Source organism: Shewanella goraebulensis (genome assembly GCF_030252245.1).
GTDB classification, from domain to species: Bacteria; Pseudomonadota; Gammaproteobacteria; order Enterobacterales; family Shewanellaceae; genus Shewanella; species Shewanella goraebulensis.
The window spans coordinates 2,696,098-2,722,036 of the sequence record NZ_CP126972.1 but is presented as its reverse complement, the minus strand read 5'-3'; the positions used below and the strand labels follow the sequence as shown (position 1 = coordinate 2,722,036).

General features: G+C 39.6%; 16 protein-coding genes. 13 read left to right on the top strand and 3 right to left on the bottom strand.

The features are described from left to right. The first annotated feature begins 64 nt into the window (after positions 1–64). Positions 65–1,291: a nucleoside recognition domain-containing protein gene (locus QPX86_RS11435; RefSeq protein ID WP_285162729.1), complete on the top strand. Its 1,227-nt coding sequence runs from the start codon at positions 65–67 to the stop codon at positions 1,289–1,291. Between the two features lie 104 nt (positions 1,292–1,395). On the opposite strand, the gene QPX86_RS11430 is transcribed toward QPX86_RS11435, so the two are convergent. From QPX86_RS11430 to QPX86_RS11420, 3 genes are all read right to left on the bottom strand, one after another. Continuing rightward, positions 1,396–4,035, bottom strand: a complete 2,640-nt coding sequence (locus tag QPX86_RS11430) for an MlaD family protein (RefSeq protein WP_285162728.1) — start codon at positions 4,033–4,035, stop codon at positions 1,396–1,398. Then, positions 4,022–4,612 (bottom strand): paraquat-inducible protein A, encoded by a 591-nt coding sequence (locus QPX86_RS11425; RefSeq protein WP_259651353.1) that lies wholly within the window; start codon positions 4,610–4,612, stop codon positions 4,022–4,024. Before QPX86_RS11425 ends, QPX86_RS11430 begins: the two co-directional genes overlap by 14 nt. Positions 4,613–4,718: 106 nt before the next feature. Beyond that, complete coding sequence (locus tag QPX86_RS11420; protein ID WP_220754696.1) at positions 4,719–5,348, bottom strand: paraquat-inducible protein A; 630 nt, start codon at positions 5,346–5,348, stop codon at positions 4,719–4,721. Positions 5,349–5,577: 229 nt separating this feature from the next. On the opposite strand from QPX86_RS11420, the gene QPX86_RS11415 reads away from it, so the two are divergent. From QPX86_RS11415 to pyrD, 12 genes are all read left to right on the top strand, one after another. Next, on the top strand, positions 5,578–5,871 hold the full coding sequence (locus QPX86_RS11415; RefSeq protein WP_285162727.1) for a YebG family protein: 294 nt from the start codon (positions 5,578–5,580) through the stop codon (positions 5,869–5,871). Positions 5,872–5,891: 20 nt separating this feature from the next. Next, positions 5,892–6,350: a GAF domain-containing protein gene (locus QPX86_RS11410; protein WP_220754698.1), complete on the top strand. Its 459-nt coding sequence runs from the start codon at positions 5,892–5,894 to the stop codon at positions 6,348–6,350. Between the two features lie 269 nt (positions 6,351–6,619). After that, positions 6,620–7,255, top strand: a complete 636-nt coding sequence (gene proQ / locus QPX86_RS11405; protein WP_220754699.1) for an RNA chaperone ProQ — start codon at positions 6,620–6,622, stop codon at positions 7,253–7,255. Between the two features lie 22 nt (positions 7,256–7,277). Beyond that, positions 7,278–9,392 carry a carboxy terminal-processing peptidase gene (prc, locus tag QPX86_RS11400; RefSeq protein ID WP_220754700.1) on the top strand — a complete coding sequence of 705 codons (2,115 nt, stop codon included), beginning with the start codon at positions 7,278–7,280 and terminating at the stop codon, positions 9,390–9,392. A gap of 95 nt (positions 9,393–9,487) precedes the next feature. Then, positions 9,488–12,049: an aminopeptidase N gene (pepN, locus tag QPX86_RS11395; protein ID WP_285162725.1), complete on the top strand. Its 2,562-nt coding sequence runs from the start codon at positions 9,488–9,490 to the stop codon at positions 12,047–12,049. Between the two features lie 100 nt (positions 12,050–12,149). Beyond that, positions 12,150–12,365 (top strand): DUF2835 domain-containing protein, encoded by a 216-nt coding sequence (locus QPX86_RS11390; protein ID WP_285162724.1) that lies wholly within the window; start codon positions 12,150–12,152, stop codon positions 12,363–12,365. A 315-nt stretch (positions 12,366–12,680) separates the two neighbouring features. Next, a complete protein-coding gene (locus tag QPX86_RS11385) occupies positions 12,681–14,732 on the top strand; it encodes a DUF1302 domain-containing protein (RefSeq protein ID WP_220754350.1) in 2,052 nt (683 codons plus the stop codon). 13 nt (positions 14,733–14,745) lie between these two features. Then, positions 14,746–16,110: a DUF1329 domain-containing protein gene (locus tag QPX86_RS11380; RefSeq protein ID WP_220754349.1), complete on the top strand. Its 1,365-nt coding sequence runs from the start codon at positions 14,746–14,748 to the stop codon at positions 16,108–16,110. Positions 16,111–16,158: 48 nt separating this feature from the next. Beyond that, entirely contained in the window at positions 16,159–17,172 is a 1,014-nt protein-coding gene (locus tag QPX86_RS11375; protein ID WP_285162723.1) for a WD40/YVTN/BNR-like repeat-containing protein, read from the top strand. 141 nt (positions 17,173–17,313) lie between these two features. Beyond that, positions 17,314–19,668 carry an efflux RND transporter permease subunit gene (locus QPX86_RS11370; RefSeq protein WP_285162722.1) on the top strand — a complete coding sequence of 785 codons (2,355 nt, stop codon included), beginning with the start codon at positions 17,314–17,316 and terminating at the stop codon, positions 19,666–19,668. A 266-nt stretch (positions 19,669–19,934) separates the two neighbouring features. After that, positions 19,935–24,779 carry an NAD-glutamate dehydrogenase gene (locus QPX86_RS11365; RefSeq protein ID WP_220754346.1) on the top strand — a complete coding sequence of 1,615 codons (4,845 nt, stop codon included), beginning with the start codon at positions 19,935–19,937 and terminating at the stop codon, positions 24,777–24,779. 65 nt (positions 24,780–24,844) lie between these two features. Beyond that, positions 24,845–25,867, top strand: a complete 1,023-nt coding sequence (gene pyrD, locus QPX86_RS11360; RefSeq protein WP_220754345.1) for a quinone-dependent dihydroorotate dehydrogenase — start codon at positions 24,845–24,847, stop codon at positions 25,865–25,867. Positions 25,868–25,939 lie beyond the last annotated feature (72 nt).

Here is a 25,939-nt window from a genome sequence, read left to right as displayed (position 1 = left end):
TTCCCGTACTACAAAAGCTAAACAAAAACGCGATCAGCGTCGGTCGATAATGATGGAGTATTAAGTGCTGAACAGAGTGTGGTTATTTTTTTTCCTAACAGCTGCGATAGCTATCGTTGTGCAGTTGTTTAATGGTCATGTTGAAGTCTTAAGTGATTCGGTCAATGCCGTATTTAGCAGCGCAAAACTCGCGGCTGAAATTTCTATTGGTCTTATTGGCGTGTTAGCGCTGTGGATGGGGTTAATGCAGGTGGGGGAAAAGGCCGGTGTTGTAGGTGTTTTCGCTCGTTTATTTGAACCTCTGTTATCAAAGCTAATGCCTGATGTGCCAAGAGGGCATCCTGCATACGGTAGTATGTCTATGAATTTAACTGCTAATATGCTCGGCCTCGATAACGCCGCGACGCCATTGGGCTTAAAGGCGATGCAAGACCTTCAAAGTCTTAATCCAGAAAAAACTGTAGCGACTAATGCGCAAATTTTATTCTTAGTACTCAATACTTCTTCTGTTACTTTAGTTCCTGTCACTGTGTTTTTGTATCGGGCTCAACAGGGCGCTGCTGCACCTGCCGATGTCTTTTTGCCTATTCTACTTGCCACAGTAGCATCAACATTAGTGGGCCTGACGATTGTTGCTATTGTGCAGCGAATTTCCTTATTCAATGGTGTTGTTCTTGCTTATGGCGCGACCTTAATTAGCGTATTAATTGCCAGCGTTTTTTATTTGATGACATTATCAGCAGAGGCTATTGGCACTTTATCGACAACCTTAGGCAATGGAATATTAATGGTGCTCATTTTGAGCTTTATTCTGACTGCAGGTTATCGAAAGGTAGCAATATACGACGAATTTGTTGAAGGCGCTAAAGGCGGGTTTTCGCAAGCCATAATGCTTATTCCATATTTGCTTGCAATGCTATTGGCTATTGGACTATTAAGGGCATCAGGTGCGTTAGATTACGCTTTGCAGGGCTTATCTAATCTAGTGTTGTTATTTGGCTTTGATAATCGGTTTGTTGAAGCTATGCCTACAGCCTTGATGAAGCCGTTTAGCGGCTCAGGCGCCAGAGCTATGATGCTTGAAACAATGGACCATCACGGCGTTGATTCATTCGCTGGACGTTTATCTGCAATCTTTCAGGGTAGTACCGAGACTACATTCTATGTCTTAGCGGTGTATTTTGGTTCGGTTGGCATTAGAAATAGTCGTCATGCTTTAGGGTGTGGTTTAGCTGCCGATGTCGGTGGTATTATGGCTGCTATAGGAGTGTGTTACTGGTTTTATGGTTGAATCTTTAATTATCCGTAACAATAAAAAAGTCGGCATAAGCCGACTTTTTTATTCACTGATTCTCTTTATTGATTTAATAGATTAGTGATTACCTAACTTTTTACTTATTGTTTAACTTGCTCAGGTTGCCATCTTCGCCATTCTTCTTTCATCTTATTATAAAGACTAAAGCTAGCACCTGATGACAAAGCGTTCACATCAGTTGTCACATCTTCAGTAACTACCGAAATACCACCTGATAGTAAGGTTTCTAAAGAGCCTGTTTCGATTTGCGCACCAGAGAAAATACCTACTTCCAATTTGATGCCAGATGCATCCCAGAATCGGCTCGATTTATTAACAAGGTGCGTGTATTGCTTTTCAATGTGGGAGTACATTAAGACTTTATTGCCGCTATCTGATAACGAGTAACCATCAACTTGGCCAATAGATATCCCCCTGAAAAATATCGGTGTTCCCACTTTAATTGAACCTAATTGCTTGTCTTCTAAAATTAGCGTGACTGCGTCTTCGTCTATGTCTGCATCATATCTTGCTGATAAATGCGCATCAAATGAATCAGTTGCTTCAGTTTGCTTACCTGGTAATACACCAATATATGGACCTGTGATTAAGGTTTCTGGTGCTTTAATCCCTGCTAATGATATTTGAGCATCAACAACAAAGAACTCAGTATCAGTTTTTGTAAAATGATCCGCATATTCACCGTAGAGGTAAGCCGATGCCGTCAAGCTATCAAGATCCTGATTGAGCTTTACTTGTTGAACAACACCGATTTGATGACCTTGATATCGAATAGCGGCTTTAGAAGCCACTTTAGCCTCTGCCGGTAAGATAAGGGTAATGGTTTTAGCTTGTTTAAGGGCTAATTCTTTTGAGTCATACAAACGCTGTTGATTGCCTATTTGATCTTCATTGAGTAAGCCTAGGCTGATGCTGCCTTTTAGTGCGCCTTCAAGCGGGGCAATATTGACTTCAATTCCAGATAAACTTGCATCAATGGTCGCTGCGTCATTACGCCAAAAAACGCTATTGTCACGGACTAGTTGGTTAAATTTATGTTGGATAGATAAAGTAATTGAAAATTGATCAGTTTTGCTTTCCCAGTCGACTGCTTTAACGGAGCCAATTTGCATTTTTTTGTAATAAACCGGTGAGCCTGCAGATAAACCTGCACCATCAATACTCTCAAGTGACATTGTGGTTAGTTTATGTTGATTTATAGACTCAAGGGCATGCTCAGTGGAGTTATAAAGTGCATATTGGCTATTAGGTCTAACTGATGCTTTGGTTTTTCCTCTGACCAGAGATACAGCACCCGCGACAATGGTATTTAAATCGCGAGTTGTGACAGTAACGCCATCTAAAGACGCATCTATAGTTAGAGCAGACTCAGAAACAAAGTGGCTGTCAGTGGTTAATAGACTTTGAAATTCGGGCAATATTTCAACTCTATACTCAACACCACTAAAATCATGAGAGAAGGTCACTTGAGTTACTTCACCAATTGGCATTTGTTTGTATCTTACTTCAGCGCCTTCTGTTAATCCGCTATGTTCTTCTGAAATAAGTTTGATATGAAGCTTATCACCGCTAAGGAGGTCAGGAGCTTGATTCTGTAATGTGAATTGAGCCGGTAAACTGGTTTCAGCAACCCCAGGTAAGACATTAACCACGCTACCCGTTAATAAGCGACTTGCATGCTTTACACCGTCCATTGATATTTCTGCGCCGGCTACCCAAAACTGGCTATCAGCATTAAGTAGCTGTTGATATTGACTATCAAACTTGGCTAAAAATTTAACCCCGTTTTCGGTAAGTTTAGTTTGGTGAATTTTACCTACTTCGATACCGCGATATACGATGGCTGAGCCTTGACTTATATCATCTGCATGATCGGCTGTTAAAACAAATTCAACACCTTTGACAGCACTTTCTTCATCTGGATATAAAACGTAGTTGTCTCCTGTAACGGCCTTGGCAGCTTTAGTATCAGAATTAAAGCTGATACCTCCTGCTAGTAAAGACGCGAGACTCTCTGTGTTAACTTTGATTCCCGATAGTGACGCATCGATTTTAAGACCTGAGACATTCCAAAATTGTGAATCCTGGTTAACTAGGTGTGCATATTGCTGCTCGATAAAGGTGCTGATAATAATAGTGTTGCTATCGATTAAGCGATAATTAACAACTTTACCAACAGGGACTTGGCGATAAAAAACCAATGAGCCCACATCAAGAGAGCCTAAAGTCGGGGTGGTCAGTTTTACCACAATACCTTCTTCTTCATTTGGGATCATTGAAGGCGCTTCGGTTGAAGCAATAAATTCAGAAGTAGAACTACCGTCTCCAGGCTCAATCGCAATGTAATTTCCTGAAAATAACGTATCTAAACCTTCAATTCCAGTAATGCTGGCTTTAGGTGTGACTAACCAAAAGAGCGTGTTTTTATTAAGGAACGGGTCCGAACGATAATCCATGACGATTTTAACATTCACCCCTGATAAATCTTTATCAAGGCTAATATCTGTTACTTTACCAACTGTTAATCCTTGGTATTTGACAAGGGTTTTTCCGATATCGATGCCAATAGCACTTGGGAAATGAACTTGTATTTCGATTCCTGATTCTTTGATACTTTTAACTCCAAGCCAAGCGCCTAGAGCAAGTGCCACAATAGGCAGTAACCAAATAGGTGAGAAGAGTTTCTTTTTAACGACTTTTGGTGATTCAATTCGTGTCATTGTTTTTTTCCAAGCGATCCCAAAGTAAACGTGTATCAAGTACCTTTGCAGCTAATTGAGTCAATAGTATGACTAGCGCGAACGCTGTAGCGGCAGGTGCAGGTTTTGCATCAAGAAGTTGTCCCATATTCACTACAGCAACAGTTAGCGCAATAACGAATAAATCAAGCATAGACCATCGTCCAATCCACTCGATAATATGGAAACCAACCATGAGCTTCTTTTTAGAAATAGGTAAATTGAAACTTATTGCGGTTAAGTAAATGGCTAAGCCCGCAATCTTTAACCAAGGCACTAATATACTGGCTGTAAACACAATAATAGCAATTGGGATCATATCTGAATGCACCAGATGTACAATACCAGTAAAAATAGTGTCATATGTCACTTTGCCTTGGTTAGTCAGCATTGTGATGGGATAAATATTGGCAGGTATTAATAATATGGCAGCAGTGATGAGTAACGCCCAACTCTGCTGTAAACTTTGTTCATTTCTGGGTTGTATTTTTGAGTAACAGCGACTGCATCGTGCATCTGAAATGGCATTAATATTACGACAGGTACCACAAAGTGTCATGCCAATTTCTTTGCCTTGCTTAGCAGTGTTAAAAGCATGCTCTTTGGGCAAAAGGTTCTCTGTCAGATGAGTTTCAGCTAAATTGCTTTCAGTCGTTTGTGTCGAATTATTCTTCATGAACCATTCTCCACATATGTTCTAAATTGTATTCACGCTGTAAAAATAAAATCACCAGAAATAGCATTCCAAAACAAAATGTGCCCATGCCTAGATAAATATCTGAAAAATCGGATAAATTAAATGCAGCCACTAAGAATGAAATTACATAAATTTCTAGCATTGATAGTTGTGAAAGTAGCCCATGGTTTTTTAGTAACCTGCGATAGGTTTGTTGCCAAAAGTCAGAATGCAGGCGGCGCTTAACAATTATGATTTGTAACAATATCGACAAGATTAATAGCCCAGGGGCAATCACTGCTGCAGCAATAACTGCAACTGCCACAATCCAATAACCTTGTACCCAAACCGCAACAGCACTCTCATAAACGGTCGTTGCCCTAATACTGCCTAAAAAATGAATTTCTAAAACAGGTAGAAAGTTGGCTGGGATATAAAAAAGTATAGCGGCAATACATAAAGCAAGCATGCCATTAACCGAGCAATAGGGTACGTCGTAAAGTGCCGTGTGACAACGAGGACATAATGCCCGAACATTAGAGGGCAGAGCACGACGTTGTACAGCTAAATCACAAGAACGGCACAATATAATGGTGTCTTGATCTAAACTTTTTGGCATATAAAAACTAAAACCATCCATTTAGTAAATGTGAGCAGCTAACTCCTGATGCAATTTGAGACATGTTTTAACGGCTATATTGCCTTAAATATGAGCTCAATCTGAGTTTATCTGTCCGGATTCGAGTTACAATGAAATGAGATAATACCAGAATAATCAGAATACTTGCATCAGAAGTTAGTTCTATGACACTCTATGCACTGTATATAAAAACAGTAAGAGGTTAATCATGGCGGTAATTACAAAGTTTGTCGTGGTCAGAGAAGGGGTGGAAAAGATGACGTTCACATCTAAAAAAGAAGCCGATGCCTATGACAAAATGCTCGACATTGCAGATAACTTAGTTCCTTTTATTACTAGCGCTGAGTTAAAAATTGACGAAAATAGTGTTGAGAAACTTGCATTTTATCTTGCATCTAATAAAGATGAACTCGCAAATTTACTCAAAGGCGTCGTAAAGGCAAAACCGGCAGCGGCAAAACCTGCGACAAAAAAAGCCACTAAAAAAACGGCAGCAGAATAAAATAATTGTTAGGAAGTAGAATGAAAGCTGAATTATATGACACCTTAAATCGACAAGTACTGGCTTTAATGGACGGCGAAGACGACCTTATTGCAGGTATGGCAAACTTTTCAGCGTTGTTGAATGATAATTTAGACGATATTAATTGGGTTGGCTTTTACATTAAACGTAATGACCAATTAGTGCTGGGTCCATTTCAAGGTAAAGTGGCCTGTACTCGTATTATTATTGGAAAAGGTGTTTGCGGTACAGCTGCGGCATTAGATCAAACTCAACTTGTTGAAGATGTACATCAATTTGAAGGTCATATTGCATGTGATGCAGCCAGTAATTCTGAAATTGTAGTACCTGTGCATCATGGTAAAGATGTGATCGCAGTGTTAGATATTGATAGTCCTTCTTTGAATCGTTTTGATAAAGATGATCAAAAAGGCCTAGAAAACTTAGTTAAAAGCTTCGAATCTTGCTTATTTGCTTAATTTGCGACCAAATAAGCCAAATTGCAGGTCGCAATCGCTGACACGAGCTTTATAATACTGAGCTGCACGCATTACTATGTTCAAAATTTATTTACTGTAAATATGCAGGTAAGTAAGTTAATTTGTTAAGGCATGTTTCAATTGCTTTAGCAATCATGTAGGAAATGCTAATTTGAACGTTAAGCAAGACTCTGTTTAACGAAAGATAAACGACTGTAACTAGCTAAGATAGCTATAAACCAGTCCCCTTATATAACGTGGAAGTAAAAATGGAATCAACAGACAAGTTGACCGACACCAACGCAGTTTTAGCGTATTTATATGAAACATTTCCTTTATGCTTTATAGCAGAAGGTGAAACTAAGCCATTAAAAATTGGGTTGTTTCAAGATTTAGCTGAAAGGTTGGCTGAAGATTCTAAAGTAAGTAAAACACAATTACGTGTTGCACTTAGACGTTATACAAGTAGCTGGCGTTACCTTAAAGGTGTTAAAACCGGTGTTCAACGTATTGATCTTGATGGCCAAGACTGTGGTGAACTTGAACAAGAGCATATCGATCATGCTCAGCAGACCTTAAAAGAAGGTCAAGAAAAAGCCAAAGCTAAGCGTCAAGCGCAAGCAGCTAAAGCAAACCCTAAGAAGACAGCTAAAAAAGCACCTTCTTCAAAAGCAGCTCCTGTTAAGAAAGACCGTCCTGCGAAGGCTAAAAAGCCTGCTGCACCAAAAGTTAATTATGTTGCTGCAAAATTTGACGAGCTTAAACAAAAACAACGTGTTAGTGTCAAGTTAGGACAAAATCCTGTTGCTGGCGTTATCACTGATATCAAGAAAGAAGATGTCCATGTACAGCTTGATTCTGGTTTAGTCGTTAAAGTACGTGCAGAGCATATTTTATTATCGTGATCATTTAAGGAGTAACTTGTTGATGCGAAAACTCACTTTGGCTGCGTCGATTGCCACTTTATTTGTCGGTTTTTCGGCTTGGGCAATTTCACCAACTATTCAAATCAACGAGTTACCTAAACTTGAGCAAGAGCCTCAACACAAGGTTGCGAGTAAGAGGGTAACGAATTTATTCACTCGTTCTCACTACCATCGCTTTGAGCTTGATGATGCTTTTTCTGAGTTGATTTACGACCGATATCTACAACAGTTAGATTTCAGACGTAACGTGCTTACTCAAGCAGATGTTGATAGCTTTAAACAATATCAGCATCTGTTTGACGATATGGTCAAAACTGGCAATATCGAACCTGCCTTTAATATGTTTTCTTTATTGCAAAAACGTCGTTATGAACGCTTTGCCTACGCATTGACTTTATTAGATAAAGAATTTGACTTCACTGAAGCGGATGATGCCTACGAATTTGATCGTGAAGAAGCGGCGTGGCCTAAAGATGAAGCAGAATTAAATGAGTTGTGGCGACAACGTGTTAAATACGATGCATTGAACCTCAAACTTGCCGATAAAGACTGGGAAGAAACAGTCGAAATATTAGGTAAGCGTTATAACAATGCCATTAAGCGTTTAAGCCAAACTCACAGCGAAGATGTATTCCAAGGTGTGATGAACGCCTTTGCTCGTACAGTAGAACCTCATACAAGTTATTTATCTCCTCGTAATGCAGAGCGTTTCCAAATGGAAATGAACCTAAGTCTTGAAGGCATTGGTGCGGTATTGCAAATGGACGATGACTACACAGTTATTAAAAGTTTAGTTGCTGGAGGCCCTGCAGCAAGCAGTGAAAAGCTGTCTCCAGAAGATAAAATTATTGGTGTTGGTCAAAAAGACGGCGAAATAGTTGATGTTATTGGTTGGCGTTTAGATGATGTTGTTGAGTTAATCAAAGGGCCTAAAGGCAGTGAAGTTAACTTAGAAATTCTGCCTAAAAAAGGCGGCGCAAATGCTAAAACATTCGAAGTCACCATTATTCGTGACAAAATTCGTTTAGAAGACCGCGCAGCGACATCAAAAGTAATTGAGCCTTCAGAAGGCGAATTTGCAAACCGAAAAGTGGGGGTTATTCAAATTCCTGGCTTCTACATGAACTTATCAGTTGATGTAGAGAAAGAAATTGCCAAACTTAAAGAAGATAAAGTTGAAGGTATTATCATCGATTTACGTGGTAATGGCGGTGGCGCATTAACCGAAGCGACTTTATTAACTGGTTTGTTTATTGATATGGGCCCAGTGGTACAAATTCGTGATGCTAATGGCCGTGTGACTCAAAATCGTGATAATGACGGAAAAAGTGCATACAGCGGACCATTAACAGTAATGGTCGATCGCTATAGCGCTTCAGCTTCAGAGATTTTTGCCGCAGCTCTCCAAGACTATGATCGTGCACTGATTGTTGGTGAAGCAAGTTTTGGTAAAGGTACTGTGCAACAACACAAGAGCCTTGGCCGCATTTACGATATGTATGAAAAACCAATTGGTCATGTTCAATACACTATCGCAAAATTCTATCGTATTAATGGTGGCAGTACTCAACTTAAAGGTGTAACACCAGACATTAAATTCCCAAGTGCCTTAGAGCCGGGCGAATATGGTGAATCTGAAGAGAAAAATGCTTTACCTTGGGATAAAGTGCCAGTTGCGCAATACGGAACACTTGGCAATATCTATCCAGAGCTGATCACCAAACTTGATACTAAGCATCAGCAACGTATTAAAACGGATGTAGAATTCGGTTATATTTTTGATGATATAGCAGAATTTAAAAAGCATCATAACGACAAGACTATTTCATTAGTTGAAAGTGAGCGTATTGCATCACGTGAAGAAGACGAAAAACGTATTCTTGACCGTACCAATGAGCGTCGTGTTAAGAATGGTCTTGAGCCTTTAGCTTCACTTGATGAAGAAGATGAAGAGACTACTGAAACTGAAGCAGGTTCTACTGAAGTCGCTGAGAATGATATGGCCGATACTGAAGAGTCTGATGAAGATGAATTAGAAGTGCCAGATGCATTCTTAGAAGAAACTGCATTAATTACCTTAGATATGGTTGATGCTAAAAAATCAGCAGTGAAATAAATCCTATTTTATTGCCAAAAAACGCGCTTTAAGCGCGTTTTTTATTATGTAAATTTTATGCCTATAAAGTGCTAAGTGTTATTCAAGGATTATTTATGACTCAAGCTCAAGCAAAACATTTAAAAGACTACCAAGCACCGACTTTCACAATAAGTCATATCGAGTTAGATTTTAATTTAAAAGGCTCAGATACTGAAGTTATCGCAACGAGTAAAGTTCAGAGAGTTGGCGATCATAATGAAGCTTTAGTACTTGTAGGTGAGCAGATTAATTTAGTCTCAGTAGAAATTAATGGTCAGCCTGCAGACTTTAAAGAGCAAGATAGCCAATTATTGGTGACCACAGAATTAAATGATTTTGAATTGAGACTGGTCACCAAACAAGATCCAGAAGCTAACTCAAGCCTTGAAGGGTTGTATATGTCTGATGGAGCATACTGTACTCAGTGTGAAGCGGAAGGCTTCAGAAGAATTACTTATTTCTTAGACCGTCCTGATGTTCTTGCCATTTATACTGTGAAAGTTGAAGCAGACAAAGCTGCATTTCCTTTCTTGTTAAGTAACGGCAACCTTGTCGAGAAGGGGGAAACAACTGCTGGTCGTCATTATGTGCGCTGGGAAGATCCATTTCCAAAACCTAGCTATTTATTCGCTTTAGTTGCTGGTGATTTTGATTTACTCGAAGATAAATTCACCACCCGTAGTGGCCGTGAAGTGAAATTACAAGTTTTTGTTGATAAAGGAAACTTACATAAAGCGGATCATGCGATGGTCTCGCTGCAAAAGTCGATGGCATGGGATGAAAGCCGTTTTGACTTAGAATACGACCTTGATATTTACATGATTGTTGCCGTAGATTTTTTCAATATGGGTGCGATGGAAAACAAAGGTCTGAATGTCTTTAATACAAAGTATGTATTAGCAGATACAGCAAGTGCAACAGATGAAGATTATCACGGTATCGAGTCAGTTGTTGGTCATGAATATTTTCATAACTGGACTGGTAACCGAGTCACGTGTCGTGATTGGTTTCAATTAAGCCTAAAAGAAGGGTTAACCGTATTTAGAGATCAAGAATTTAGCTCAGATCTTGGTTCTCGTGCGGTAAACAGAATTCAAGCCATTCGTGTAATGAAGAACCAACAGTTTGCTGAAGATGCAGGCCCAATGTCGCATCCAATTCGTCCTGAATCAGTCATTGAGATGAATAACTTTTATACCGTGACTGTTTACAACAAAGGTGCTGAAGTCATTCGCATGATGCACACCATTTTAGGTGAGAAAAATTTCCAATTAGGCATGAAGTGCTATTTCGAACGTCACGATGGACAAGCTGTGACTTGCGATGACTTTGTTAATGCAATGGAATCAGCGAGTGGTATCGATTTAGGTTTATTTAGAAATTGGTACAGCCAAGCAGGTACACCCATTGTTAGCGTGACTGACAGCTTTGATGCCGATAAAAAACAATATCAGTTAACCGTTAAACAATCTGTGACTTCACAAGGCGAGAAAGGCAAATTGTTGCATATACCTTTCAGCGTAGAATTATTAGATGCCGAAGGTCAGTCGATAAACAATCAAGTATTGGCGGTAAAGCAAGCTGAGCAAACGTTTACATTTAACGATGTTGAATCAATGCCTGTGCCCTCACTGCTGCAAGACTTTTCAGCACCAGTGCGTTTAGATTATGAATTTAATGTCGACCAATTAGTGCATTTAACACGATTTGCTACCAGTGAAGTTGCGCGCTGGGAAGCATCTGTCGGGTTATTCAGTCAAGCGGTTTGGCAAAATGTTGCGACATTAGCAGCAAAAGAAACCATGCATCTTGATGCTAGAGTCATTGAGGCTATTAGAGGAGTTATTTTAGATGAAAATATCGATAAGGCACTTGTTGCGGAAATTTTAGCTTTCCCAAGTGCTGCTGCACTTATTGAGCAAGTCAAAACCGTCGATTTAGATGCTTTGCAGGCAGCGCGAGAGTTTGTTGTAGATGAACTAGCGGAAGCTTGTTTAGATGAATTGGTCACTCGCTATCGTTCATTGGTTAATGAAGACGACGCGGCATCACGTGCGTTTAAAAACATCTGTTTAGTGTTGTTATCTCGAGTTTCTTCAGAATATGAAGACTTAGTGACTCAGCAGTATCACTCTGCCACCAACATGACAGACAGTTTAGCAGCACTTAAAGCGGCGGTTTTAGGTCAGTTATCTTGCCAACAGGCTTTAATGCAAGATTTTGAAAAGCAATGGGTATCTACACCGTTAGTGATGGATAAATGGTTTAGTTTACAAGCTTCCCAGAATACTGCCGATGTGTTATCTCAGATTAAAGCCCTGACTAACCACGAAAGCTTTAGCTTTAATAATCCTAATCGAGTTCGTTCTTTGATTGGTTTCTTTGTTGCAGCGAATACATATCAATTTCATCAAGCCAGTGGAGCAGGTTACGAGTATTTAACCGATATTCTGGTTAAATTGAATGAACTAAACCCACAAATTGCAGCACGAATGATCACTCCACTCATTCAATTTAGTAAGTTTGATGCAAAGCGTCAGCAGAAAATGAAAGACTGTTTATTGCGATTAAAAGCATTACCGAATTTGTCTAAGGATTTATTCGAGAAAGTTGAAAAAGCGCTAGAACAAGCTTAATTAATTTTAGTGAATTAAAGGCAATGGTTTAGCTGAACTTAGCTATTTCATTGCCTGTTTCATATATTTCAGTTTATTATTCTAAATTACGATTAACGGTATGCAATTTATATTTTCGATGTACATCAGCTTTAAAGATTTTCTTCCTTATTACCAAGGAACTGTAAAAAATGTCGAGGTAAAGGATGTTAACGGCAAAATATTACATATAAATGGTAAATATTTTAGACCGTTTGTCACTACTTCTGGTATCCATGGACAGTTCATTCTGCGCTTAGAATCTTCAGGTAAATTTATTTCTTTAAATAAAATTTAGAGTAATTACTTCAAACGGTCAATTGATTGTTAAATGGTAATTTAGCTCCACTTGGTTTTTTGCAAGTCACTGAAATATAGATTTTTTATTCTTTTTCTCTTCCTCTGTAGTCATTTTGTGTGATCTAATTCAAATAAGCGTTCGATTATTCTTAGTAAATTTCTCCTAACTACACCAATTCGTTAACAAATTTAATGTTTTTTGAACTTGCCCAATGATGTTAATTGCTGTAACAATGGTGTTGCCTGCAGGCTAACAAAATGTTGGTTCAAATCCTATAACAACGAATCCGGCAGGTTACGGAGAGAAGCAAAAATGAATATTGTTAAAAGACGCTTTAACAAGTCGGCACTCGCTTTGGGGGTGGTGTCGGCATTGACTTTAGGGATGAGCAGTAGCGCTAATGCTGTTTCATTTGATTGGGGTGAAGTACGAGGCACCTTTGACTCGACTTGGACTGTTGGCGCAAGCTGGCGCGTGTCTGAGCGTGATTGGGAAGGACAAATCGGTAAAGTTAACCAACCACAATTTGATTGGTCTGGTTATTCTGCTTTTGGTGCGCCTTTTGGGCAAACACCAAAATACACCACTTCTCAAATTTGGAGCCAACCTGGTTCTTATTCAAGTAACAACGACTTAAGTAATTTACTTTACTCACAAGGTGATACTACTTCTGAAATTTTTAAAGGCTTACATGAATTGTCTTTAGAATATAAGAACTTTGGTTTATTTGTGCGTGGAATGTATTTCTACGATCGCAAATTAAACGATGGCGATTACGACTTCAATGACCCACTTACAGGTAATGAATTTGATCCGTGTGAAGATGACCGCGCATCAGAAGTGCAATGTAAGGACGTTCGTTTATTAGATGCATTCGTTTACGGTAACTTCGATTTAAATGACGGTAAAAACCCGCTATCTGTCCGCGTGGGTAACCAAGTAGTTTCATGGGGGGAAAGTACATTAATCCCGCATGGTATTGGTGTAATTAACTCTGTTGATTTGAATATTTTGAATGCACCTGGTGCTGAACTTAAAGAAGCATTCCGTCCACAAGGTATGGTTTGGGCTTCTTTAGGCGTCACTGAAAACTTATCTGTTGAAGCATTTTATCAATATGACTGGGAGCCTATTTGGGTGCCTACTCCGGGCTCAAATTTTGCTACCAATGACTTCGCAGGTTTTGGTGGTTATGCTCAAAATGCTCAACTAGGTTTTAATGCCAACCCGGATATTAATCTTGAGTTTTTAATGTCTGAGTATGCATCGCTATATGGCGCAGCAGCTGCAGCCAATTTTGATCCAGCTTATGCCGCTTACATGGTGCCTTACGCTACCAAAGTGGCGTTAGTTCAAGATGAAGAAAAACCAAGTGATGATGGTCAGTATGGTATCAAATTAGGTTATTACGCACCGTCTTTAGGTGAAACTGAATTTGGTCTGTACTACATGAACTATCATAGCCGTCGTCCACTTATTAGTGGTACCGCGTCTAACTTCACCGATGAAGCAGTTGCTCGTGACTACGGCCGTTTAGCTGCAAGTGGCGGTGAAATTGACCGTGAATTACTTCTTAGTATGGAAACCTTCACTAAAGCACAAATTGTTTACCCTGAAGATATCCAATTATATGGTTTTAGTTTTAACACTTTGGTGGGTGACACATCTGTAGCGGGTGAAATCTCTCATCGAATCGATGAGCCATTACAAATTGATGACGTAGAGTTATTGTTTGCCGGTATGCCTCAGCAATTAGCAGAAGCAGGACTTCGTCCTGATTTAGATGGTATTTCTCAAATTGAAGGCGTTAAACCTGGCGAGTCAATCGATGGATTTATTTTATCTGATACTACTCAAGCACAGGCAACTTTCACGCATTTATTTGGCCCTACATTAGGAACAGATAATCTGACTATGCTTGCTGAGATTGGTGGTGTGTGGATCCATGATATGCCAGGTTTTGACGAGTTACGCTTAAACGGACCAGGAACGGCTCGTTCAGGTGGTAACCCAGATATGCCAGGCATCATCGAAGCACTTCATGATGGTCCTGAAACTAATCCATTCCCAACAGATTTTGCTTGGGGTTATCGCTTAGTTGCCAAAGCTGACTACAATAATATCTTTGCTGGTGTGAATATGTCACCACGTGTGATTTTCTCACATGACGTTGATGGTATTACACCTGATCCAATGTTCTTATTTACCGAAGGTCGTAAATCAGTAGCAGTCGGCGTAAATTTTGATTATCGCAGCCGCTGGGGTGCAGATATTTCTTACAACAGCTTCTTCGGTGGTGTAGGAACAACTAATGCAATGACAGACCGAGATTACGTCTCGTTCAACGTCAAGTATTCTATCTAGAAGGATAATAATAATGAAGAAACTGACGATATTATCGGCTGCAGTAATTATGGCGTTTAGCGCACCTGCAGCGATGGCGAAAGTATCTGAAGCTGAAGCAGCTAAATTGGGTAATGAACTTACACCCATTGGAGCTGTTAAAGCGGGTAACGCTGACGGTTCAATTCCAGCTTGGGATAATGGGATTACCTCTCCTGTAGCTGGTTATGAAAAGGGCATGCATCACCCAGATCCATTTCCTTCAGATAAGATTTTATTTACCATTACTAATGCAAATAAAGCTCAGTACGCTGAATTTTTAACGCCGGGTCAAAACAAGCTTTTTGAACTGTATCCAGATACATACAAAATGAATGTTTATGAATCTCGTCGTACAGCTTCTCTGCCGCAATATGTATATGATGCGACTAAAGCAAATGCATTAAATGCTGAGCTTGTGGCAAATGGTAATGGTGTAAGTGGTGCATCTATTAGTGTGCCATTTCCTATTCCTAATAATGGTTTAGAAGTTATTTGGAACCATATTCTTCGCTATCGCGGTGTTGATATTAAAACCGCACGTAGCCAAGCGGCTCCAACAGCAGGCGGTTCTTATACGCTTATTGAAACCGCTGAGGAAATTCGTTTTAGTTACAGTCGACCAGAAGTGACCTTAGATCAGTTAAAAGAATCTAATACCTTGTTCTTCTTCAAGCAAGTTGTACGTCAGCCAGCTCGTCTTGCTGGTACTGCATTACTTGTTAAAGAAACCATGGATCAAGAAGCGTTACCTCGTCAAGCTTGGACCTACAACACTGGACAACGCCGTGTTCGTAAAGCACCAAATGTAGCTTTCGATACTCCTGGTACAGTATCTGATGGTCTAAGAACGACAGATGATTTCGATATGTTTAACGGGTCACCTGTTCGATACAACTGGGAACTAGTTGGAAAGAAAGAGCTTTATATTCCATATAACGATTACAAGTTACATTCAGATTCACTTTCATATGATCAAATTTTAAAACCGGGTCATATCAATCCTGAATTTGCTCGTTGGGAAAAGCATCGTGTATGGGAAGTTAAAGCGACACTTAAAGATGGCATGCGCCATATTTATAAAACCCGTGTTTTCTATATCGATGAAGATTCTTGGCAGGTTTCTCTAACAGATATGTATGATAACCGTGATGAACTTTACCGCGTAGGTACAGCACACTCGATTAATTACTATGAAGTTCCTACTCATTGGAGCACGTTAGAAATTTTCCATGATTTACAATCTCGTCGTTATTTAGCTATGGGATTAGATAACGAAGGCCGCATGTACGACTTTGATGCCAAGCTTTCTGAAGCTAATTTCACACCTGACGCACTGCGTCGTGCAGGTATTCGCTAAGACCTATCAGGGGCGCATTGCGCCCCTATTATTTTTAAGGAAGTTTGTATGTCGTTTCGCACACTTCGCCATGTTGTCGCACTCAGCTTAGGCTATTTTATTTCTACTGCGCCAGTCCATGCTCAATTCGATCCACTTTCTGTTCAAATACAACCACTCGCTGAATCATCTTTGGTTCTCGATATTGCTAAAGCAGGCGATAATCTAGTTGCCGTTGGCGAACGTGGTCACGTATTAATTAACCAGCAGCAAGATTGGACGCAAATTAATTCTCCCGTCATTTCTCAACTCACCAAAGTGTTCTTTTTGAATGAGAAACAAGGTTGGGCAGTAGGCCATGATGCTACAATTATTCATACAAGTGATGGTGGCATAACTTGGCAAGTTCAATTTCAGTCAACTGAAGTCGAAAAGCCATTAATGGACATCTTATTCTTCAACGAAAAAGATGGCATTGCAGTTGGAGCATACGGCTTATTTTACCGCACCATAGATGGTGGTAAAAATTGGGTGCAAGAGTTCCATGAAGAATTACTATTTCCAGAAGATGTTTCATATTTAGCAGATTTAAAAGCGGAGGATGAAGCATTATATTTATCGGAGCGTGCTGCTTTACTACCTCATTTTAATCGTGTCATTCAGTTATCTGACAGTCAATTATTGATGGTCGGTGAATTAGGTTTAGTCGCAACATCTTCTGATAACGGTCAGACTTTTAGCGCACAAGCTTTCAATTATGAAGGCTCAATGTTTAATGCTATTGAAGTTAATGATGCTGTTTATGTGATGGGACTGCGTGGTCACGTGTTCAAAACAGATAAACAGTTCAGTCAATGGCAAGAAGTTGAATTACCAGTAAAGTCATCTATCAATAATGCTTTCGTCACTGACACAGGTACATTATACCTCGTCGGTAATGCTGGTGTTGTTATTGAACTTGATAGTTCAGATAATGCAACTATTGTCGCTCGCAGACAGGGTGAGAATATTGTAGCAATAGAAAGTGATAACCAAGGACAGGTTTGGTTTGCAGGTTCTAAAGGGTTATTTCAGCTCAAGTAGAGTCGGAATAGGTTTCTCAGGACGAGAGTGTTCAATTTCGGGGGCAAGTAACATTTCAATTTGGATCTGTTACTGTTTGAATTGAACCTAATAATCAATAAGTTTGCATAAAAATAAAACAACAATAATAGGGCCGATAAGATGTTAGAAAAACTGGTCAATGGATTTGAAACCCATCTTTTTAGAAACCGCATGTGGGTGATTTTATCATTCGTGCTTATCACTGTTTTTCTTGGTTACCAAGCTAGCCAATTACAAATGGACGCGGCTTTCAGCAAAAATATACCGCTAAATCATGAATACATGAAAACCTATACTAAGCATCAAAAAGACTTTGGTGGTGCAAATAGGATCATGGTGTCTGTTGAAGATACCAGCGGAAATATATTTAATCCTGAGTACTTTGATACGCTTAAAAAAGTTCATGATGAACTGTTTTTCATTCCTGGTGTAGAACGCTCGCAAGTTAAGTCGTTATATTCTCCTTCAACACGTTTCACAGAAGTGGTCGAAGATGGCTTTGCCGGCGGCCCGGTTATTCCTGCTGATTTTCGCAATGATGACTATGGACTCAATGTTGTCCGCGATAACGTTGAGAAAGCGGGTATCGTTGGTCGATTAGTGTCTAATGATTATTCTTCAGCTATGTTAACAGCTCAGTTAATGGATTTCGTGGCAAAAACTGATGAAGAAATGGCAGAATCTGAAGGGGCTGAAAAAGATATAACGACTAAGCCACTTAATACCATTCAATTTGCTAAGCAATTAGAACAGCAATTACGCGGCAAGTACGAAACAGATACCATCAAAATTCATATTATCGGTTTTGCTAAGATGGCCGGTGATGTAGCAGAAGGCGCGCAAGGCGTATTACTGTTCTTTTTAATCGCAATATTAATTACTGCGGTGATGGTTTACCTGTTTTCAAAATCACTTATTCTTACCATTTTACCGCTTGTATGTAGTTTGGTTGCGGTAACTTGGCAGTTAGGTTTATTGACGGTTGTAGGCTTCGGGCTAGATCCAATGTCGATTCTTGTACCATTTTTAGTGTTTGCGATTGGGGTAAGTCATGGCGTACAAATGATTAATGCAGTAAGACGCCGTGTACTCGATGGTCAAAATACTAAAGCAGCTTCTGCATCTGCGTTTCGTAGTTTGCTGGTACCCGGTGGTGTTGCATTGTTATCTGATACGGTCGGGTTCTTAACTTTACTGGCAATCGATATTGGTATTATTCGAGAGCTGGCTATTTCTGCATCTCTTGGTGTCGCGGTTATTATTCTAACTAACCTGATTTTATTACCTTTGGTTATTTCGTATACAACGATTAAACCAACTAAAGAAGATCCAGTTAAGAAAGCCAAAATTGAGAATTTATGGCGTAGCCTTTCACGTTTTGCAACTCCAAAGTATGCGGTGATTGTATTAACCTGTACGGCGATTTTATATGGTTTTGGCTTCCAGCAAGCTAGCAATATGAAAATCGGTGATTTACAAGGTGGTGCACCAGCACTGCATTTAGACTCGCGTTACAATCAAGATACTTTTCACATCACAGATAATTATTCAATTACGACTGATTATATGACTGTAATTGTTGAAGCGACACCTGAAGCATGTACTTATCATGAAATTCTAAATGAAATTGATCAATTTGAGTGGATGGTTGGTAATACGCCTGGTGTCGAGTCTACAGCGAGTTTAGCGTCAGTCTCTAAGCGTGTTAACGCAGGTTTTAACGAAGGTAATCCTAAGTGGCAAGTACTTCCACGCACTACAGCAAGTTTAGTGCAAGCTGTGGGTCAAGTACCAACGACTTCAGGTTTACTTAATGGTAACTGTTCAGTCATGCCAGTGTTCTTATTTTTAAAAGACCATAAGGCTGAAACGATTGAGGTTGTAGTTGCTAAAGTGAAGCAAGTGGCTGAGCAATTAAACACCGATACATTGCAATTTAAACTTGCATCTGGCCCTGTTGGCGTAATGGCTGCTACCAATGAAGCGGTAAGTGAAGCGCAATTGCCAATGATGATTTATGTTTATGGCGCCGTGTTTGTATTGTGTCTTATTAGTTTCCGCTCAATCAAAGCGACAGTTGCTGTCATCGTGCCGTTATATGTGGTGTCGACCTTGGCTCAAGCGTTAATGACTTGGCTAGATATTGGACTTGCAGTTAGCACATTACCTGTTATTGCACTAGGTGTCGGTATTGGTGTCGATTATGGTATTTATATTTTATCGACGATGTCCGGCAAACTTACACAAGGTATGGCTGTTCAGCAAGCTTACTTTGAAGCATTAGTCGAACGAGGCAGTGCGGTGATATTTACTGGCCTCACTTTGGCTATTGGTGTGAGTACTTGGTTCTTCTCAGCACTTAAGTTCCAAATGGACATGGGTATTTTGTTAACTTTCATGTTTTTAGTAAATATGTTGGGTGCGATAATTATTTTACCTGCATTATCTGCAGTTTTCTGGCGCAAACCCAAGTAAACAGACGGTTTAGAATCAACAAGAGGAGCTTAGGCTCCTCTTTTTTTTGCATAGTTAGTCTGTCTAAACGCTTGATTGGTCAAATAGTGTCTATAATTCTTGTGTTAACAAGGATTTTAGAGGATCTACCACTAAAATAGTGCTCGATATAGCAGTTAATTAGTAATAAACTTTGCTCCAGATCTCAGTTTTAGACTGAATCAACAAGCCGAAGCATCCAATATAATGATAAAAGCGCTGCCATAAACGCTTAAGGAAACTGCAACATGGCCTTTAAAGATGCAATGCCTTCAGTACTACTAGAAAATGTAGTCAATTTAATTCATAAAAAAATCCCTAATTCTCAAGCTAAACAAGTTGAGCAATTTGCCAATTGTATATATGCCCACATGTCAAAAGACGACTTAAATGCTCGTAATGACAGCGACCTTTATGGTGCGGTATTAAGCCTTTGGAATGCGCTCAACAAATCTGCTAAAACCAACAGCCACATCCGTGTGTTTAACCCAAGTCAGTCGAAACATGGCTGGCAGTCTACCCATAGTATTATTGAAATTATTCAGCCAGATATGCCTTTCTTGGTTGATTCAGTGACTATGGCATTAAATCGCATGGGGATCACGGCGCACATGGTGCTACATACACCATTAGCATTAGTCCGTGATGAGGAATTGGTTAAAGAAGTTTCTTTTATTAAAGATGCACCAGAAGCAACTGAAAACGTTGCAGTGTTTTTAATTGAAATTGACCGTCAAAGCAGTGAAGCGGATATCAAAGCCATTGGCAAAGAGCTAGAGTCAGTATTTGCTGATGTTGTTTCATCAGTCGATGACTGGCAACAAATGTCGGATAAGTTATCTGACTCAATTAAGAAATTACCTAAGCAACCATTTCCTGGCACAAAAGCTGAAATGGAAGAAGCTACTAACTTCTTGACTTACCTGAATAATCATCACTTTACTCTGTTAGGTTATCGTTCTTACGAGCTTAAACGTGTCGAAGGGGATGTGGAACTGGTTCCTGATTTAGAGTCAAGCCTTGGTTTGATGACACGTTCACGCAATCAACAATCTGATCGCGGATTATTACTATCAACATTTTCAGCATCTGCCCGTAAAGAAGCACTGGATGAAAGCCTACTCGTATTGACTAAGAGTTCTACTAAGAGCCGTGTTCATCGCCCAGCTTACGTAGATTATGTTGGTATTAAACGCTTTGATAAAGCGGGAAATGTGATTGGTGAAGATCGTTTCTTAGGTTTGTATGCATCAAACTTGTATAACCGTAGCCCAAGAGAAATACCACTTCTGGCAGGAAAAGTTGAACGTGTTATGGAGCAGTCGGGTCTAACACCGCGCTCTCATGATTACAAAGCCTTGATGAACATTCTTGAAAATCTTCCGCGCGATGAGCTAATTCAAGCAAAAGAAGATCAGCTGGCGCATATCGCGCGTGGTGTACTGCAAATGCAAGATCGTGACAAACTTAAATTGTTTGTTCGAAAAGACGGCTTTGGCCGTTTCTTATCTTGCTTAGTGTATGTATCAAAAGATAGATACAACACTAAATTACGCCAAGATACTCAGCGCATTTTAGCTCAGCATTTTAACAGTAATGAAGATGTAGAGTTTACCACTTACTTCTCAGAATCAACTTTAGCGCGAACGCATTACATCATTAAAGTTGATAACAATAATATGGACGTCGATGTGGCTGCTATTGAGAAAAACCTAATTGAAGCGGCTCGCTCATGGGAAGATAAATTACACAGTTCACTTAACAATGCGTTAGGTGAGCAGTCAGGTACGGGTCTTACAAAACGCTATTTAACTGCATTTTCACCAAGCTATAAAGAAGATGTGCTACCCAGCTCTGCAGTTGTTGATATTCAACATCTTGAAGCATTAAATGATGAGCACAAATTAGGCATGCTTTTCTATCAGCCGCAAGAGACAGCGCTGAATGATAATAATGTACGCTTAAAGCTATTTCATAAAGATGAACCTATCCATCTTTCTGATGTATTACCAATGCTTGAAAACTTTGGTTTACGCGTTATTAACGAACGACCTTACGAAGTTAAAACGGCTGATGGTCATACATTCTGGATCTTAGATTTCTTAATGACAGTGCAAGGCGCTGCTATTGATAACTTGGCCGATAGTCAAGATAGATTCCAAAATGCTTTATCTCAAGTTTGGGATAAAGAGCTTGAAGATGATGGTTTTAACAGAATGATTTTAGCGACCAGTTTAACCGGTCGTGAAGTTTCTATTCTACGTGCTTACGCTAAATACATGCGCCAAATTGATGCAACGTTTAGCCAATCTTATATTGAAGAAACCTTTAACCGTTATCCGCAAATAGCAGACTTGTTGGTTAAAATGTTTATTCGTAAGTTCAACCCTAAGCTTAAAACACGTACATTAAGTAAGTTTTTAGAGCAGGTGGATTTACGTCTTGAAGATGTATCTAGTCTTGATGATGACCGCATTATCCGTCGTTACCTAGATTTAATTAACGCAACACTGCGTACTAACTTCTATCAGACATTACCTACAAACGAGAACAAGCCTTACATTTCGTTTAAGTTTTTACCTGAAGATATTCCGGAAATGCCGCGTCCATTGCCGAAATTCGAAATCTTCGTTTACTCTCCAAGAGTTGAAGGTGTGCATTTACGTGGTGGTAAAGTTGCCCGTGGTGGTTTGCGTTGGTCTGATAGACGTGAAGATTTCCGTACTGAAGTACTGGGTCTTGTTAAAGCACAGCAAGTTAAAAACACCGTCATTGTGCCAGTAGGTGCAAAAGGTGGTTTTGTTTGTAAGCAACTGCCAACAGATGGTGGCCGAGAAGCATTCTTCAATGAAGGGCAAGCTTGTTACCGTTTATTTATTCGCGGTTTACTCGACATTAGTGACAACATTATCGAAGGTAAAGTGGTACCTCCTAAAGATGTGGTTCGTCACGATGAAGACGATGCCTACCTAGTGGTAGCAGCTGATAAAGGCACAGCTACATTCTCAGATATCGCCAACGAAATAGCCATCGAGTATGACTTCTGGTTAGGTGATGCGTTTGCATCGGGTGGTAGTAATGGTTATGACCATAAAAAAATGGGCATTACCGCAAAAGGTGCATGGGAGTCAGTTAAACGCCATTTCCGTGAAGAAGGTATTGATTGCCAAACCACAGACTTTACTTGTTTAGCGGTTGGCGACATGGCGGGCGACGTATTTGGTAACGGTATGTTGTTATCACGTCATACTAAGCTCGTCGCTGCATTCAACCATATGCACATTTTTGTAGACCCAAATCCTGACGTTGAAAAGAGTTATGTAGAACGTGAGCGTTTATTTAACTTACCGCGTTCGAGCTGGGAAGATTACAACACTAAATTGATGTCTAAAGGCGGGGTGATTTTCAATCGCTCTGCTAAGTCACTTAAGTTGACTAAAGAAATCAAAGCGATGCTTGAAACTGATTTAGACACCATGACACCAAATCAACTGATGCAAGCATTGCTTAAAATGCGCGTTGATTTAATTTGGAATGGCGGTATTGGTACTTACGTAAAAGCGACTTCAGAGAGCCATGCAGAAGTTGGCGATCGAGCTAACGATGCTATTCGTGTTAATGGTAACGAGTTAAACGCTAAAATTATTGGTGAAGGTGGTAACTTAGGTGCTACCCAATTAGGTCGTATTGAATTTGCAGCTAATGGCGGCCGTGTTAATACCGACTTTGTTGATAACGTTGGCGGGGTAGATTGCTCTGATAACGAAGTTAACATCAAAATTTTGTTGAACACTTTAGTGGCTGATGGCGAGTTAACCATTAAACAACGTAACCGTCTACTTGAAGAAATGACTGACGAAGTGGGTGAAATTGTACTGCAAGATTGTAATGATCAAACGCGTACTATCTCGGTGACGCAAGCACATGGTATTTCTCAACTTAAAGAGCATATCCGTTATATTCAGTATCTTGAAAAAGATGGCAAGTTAGACAGAGCATTAGAATTCTTGCCGACAGATGATGAATTAGCAGAGCGTTTAGCTAACAACCGACCGCTAACCAGACCTGAACTATCTGTGCTAGTCGCCTATGGTAAAATGGTGTTAAAAGAGCAATTAGTTACTGCTGAAATTACTGAAGACACTTTCTTAAGTAAATTGCTAACGGCATATTTCCCGCAGCAATTACAAGATAAATACGCAGACAAAATGATTGCTCATCCGCTACGTGGTGAAATTATCGCTACTTCATTAGCCAATGAATTGGTTAATGATATGGGCTTTAATTTTGTTCAACGTATGCAAGATGAGACAGGTGCCACAGTCGCCGAAGCTGCAATTTGCTACACTATGGCCCGCGAAGTTTTTGGCTTAGCTGATTTAACTCAAGCCATTACTGAATTGAATGGTGTGGTATCTGCTGATGTACAAAGCGAAATGCTGCATCAATTGCGTCGTAATATGCGCCGAGCGTGTCGCTGGTTCATTCGCCACCGTAGTAAAGGTGAGAATATTGAGCAAACAGTGGCGTTCTTCAAACCAGTATTTGAAGAGCTTAAGACCAATGTTGATCAATATATGATTGCTGCTGAAGTGATTGCAATTTCAAGTGAAATAAAATCACTAACTGAGCAAAATGTACCGAAGCCATTAGCACAAGTTGTTGCTAAGATGAGTACTTTATTTTCAGCGTTAGATATTGCTCAAATTGCTCAACTTGAAGGAAAATCAGTGCAATTAGTTGCTGAAACTTACTTCAGATTAGGTGCAAAAGTTGAATTACATTGGTTCTTAGAACAAATTAGTAATCAACCAGTATCGAACCATTGGCAAGCACTTGCTCGTGCAGCGTTCAGAGAAGAGTTAGATTGGCAGCAGCGAGCGTTAAGCTCAACAGTGCTTCGTGCTTGTACTGATACCTGTGATGCCGATTCGATTATTCAGCAATGGATAGACAATAATGAGAAATTATTGGAGCGTTGGTTCCACTTGTTAGCAGACTTTAAAGTCTCTCAAAGTCATGACTTTGCGAAATTCTCAGTGGCGTTGCGAGAACTTAATTTATTGATCCTTCATTGCGAAGGCCCAAGATAATTAATTATAATAAGTTAACAAGCCCTGGCAAATAGCCGGGGCTTTTTTTAGGTTTAGGAGAAAGCATGTTTTTTTACAAAGTTGCACAAAAAGTAATGTTTCAAATGGATCCAGAAGTAGCGCATAACATCGCTATTGGAAGTTTAAAAAACACTGGAAACAACCCTTTAAACCTATTTTACAGTCAAAATGTTAGTGCGGCGCCAGTAACTTGCATGGGAATTACGTTTAATAACCCTGTAGGCCTTGCTGCTGGGTTAGATAAAGATGGTGAGTCAATTGACGCGTTTCATGCTATGGGCTTCGGACACATTGAAGTAGGAACTGTAACACCACGCCCACAACCAGGTAATGAACAACCGCGTTTATTTAGATTAAAACCTGCAAAAGCAATTATCAATCGCATGGGTTTTAATAACAAAGGTGTTGATAATTTAGTCAGAAATTTAATGGCAAAGAAAACCGATATTATTGTTGGTGTTAATATTGGTAAAAATAAAGATACACCTGTCGATGAAGGCAAGAATGATTATTTAATCTGTATGGAAAAAGTATATCAACATGCAGATTATATTGCGGTTAATATTTCATCTCCGAATACTCCTGGTCTTCGTACAATGCAATACGGTGAGCTTTTAGATGATTTATTAAGCTCGTTAAAAGCTAAACAAGCCGAGTTAGCTGAAAAGTATAATAAGTATGTTCCAGTAGCGCTTAAAATTGCTCCAGATTTAACGACTGAAGAGATTGAAAAAATTGCTGAGTCATTATTAAAGAGTAAATTCGATGGCGCTATCGCAACCAATACAACTTTAAGTCGTGATGCCGTAGTTGGTTTAGATAATGCCAATGAGATGGGCGGGTTGAGTGGTAAGCCATTAACGGATCTTTCTACTAAAGTGATCAAACAATTAGCTGAATATTTAAACGGTGAGATCCCAATTATTGGTGTTGGTGGAATTAATAGTGCAGAAGATGCATTGGCTAAATTTGATGCAGGTTCTCAATTAGTTCAGATATATACTGGCTTTATTTATCAAGGCCCAGGCTTAATTAACGATATTGTTAAAGCTTATAAAGCAAAATAAGATCTGACTAGTTTAAATAATGCACAAACGATCTATTAATTGGATCTAAAAAAGTTATAGCGATCGTATTCA

Excerpts from the sequence above, each read along its gene's own strand:
- QPX86_RS11430 (WP_285162728.1), bottom strand. The coding sequence starts at position 4,035 with ATGACACGAATTGAATCACCAAAAGTCGTTAAAAAGAAACTCTTCTCA.
- QPX86_RS11425 (WP_259651353.1), bottom strand. The coding sequence starts at position 4,612 with ATGACACTTTGTGGTACCTGTCGTAATATTAATGCCATTTCAGATGCA.
- QPX86_RS11420 (WP_220754696.1), bottom strand. The coding sequence starts at position 5,348 with ATGCCAAAAAGTTTAGATCAAGACACCATTATATTGTGCCGTTCTTGT.
- QPX86_RS11415 (WP_285162727.1), top strand. The coding sequence starts at position 5,578 with ATGGCGGTAATTACAAAGTTTGTCGTGGTCAGAGAAGGGGTGGAAAAG.
- QPX86_RS11410 (WP_220754698.1), top strand. The coding sequence starts at position 5,892 with ATGAAAGCTGAATTATATGACACCTTAAATCGACAAGTACTGGCTTTA.
- proQ (WP_220754699.1), top strand. The coding sequence starts at position 6,620 with ATGGAATCAACAGACAAGTTGACCGACACCAACGCAGTTTTAGCGTAT.
- prc (WP_220754700.1), top strand. The coding sequence starts at position 7,278 with ATGCGAAAACTCACTTTGGCTGCGTCGATTGCCACTTTATTTGTCGGT.
- pepN (WP_285162725.1), top strand. The coding sequence starts at position 9,488 with ATGACTCAAGCTCAAGCAAAACATTTAAAAGACTACCAAGCACCGACT.
- QPX86_RS11390 (WP_285162724.1), top strand. The coding sequence starts at position 12,150 with ATGCAATTTATATTTTCGATGTACATCAGCTTTAAAGATTTTCTTCCT.
- QPX86_RS11385 (WP_220754350.1), top strand. The coding sequence starts at position 12,681 with ATGAATATTGTTAAAAGACGCTTTAACAAGTCGGCACTCGCTTTGGGG.
- QPX86_RS11380 (WP_220754349.1), top strand. The coding sequence starts at position 14,746 with ATGAAGAAACTGACGATATTATCGGCTGCAGTAATTATGGCGTTTAGC.
- QPX86_RS11375 (WP_285162723.1), top strand. The coding sequence starts at position 16,159 with ATGTCGTTTCGCACACTTCGCCATGTTGTCGCACTCAGCTTAGGCTAT.
- QPX86_RS11370 (WP_285162722.1), top strand. The coding sequence starts at position 17,314 with ATGTTAGAAAAACTGGTCAATGGATTTGAAACCCATCTTTTTAGAAAC.
- QPX86_RS11365 (WP_220754346.1), top strand. The coding sequence starts at position 19,935 with ATGGCCTTTAAAGATGCAATGCCTTCAGTACTACTAGAAAATGTAGTC.
- pyrD (WP_220754345.1), top strand. The coding sequence starts at position 24,845 with ATGTTTTTTTACAAAGTTGCACAAAAAGTAATGTTTCAAATGGATCCA.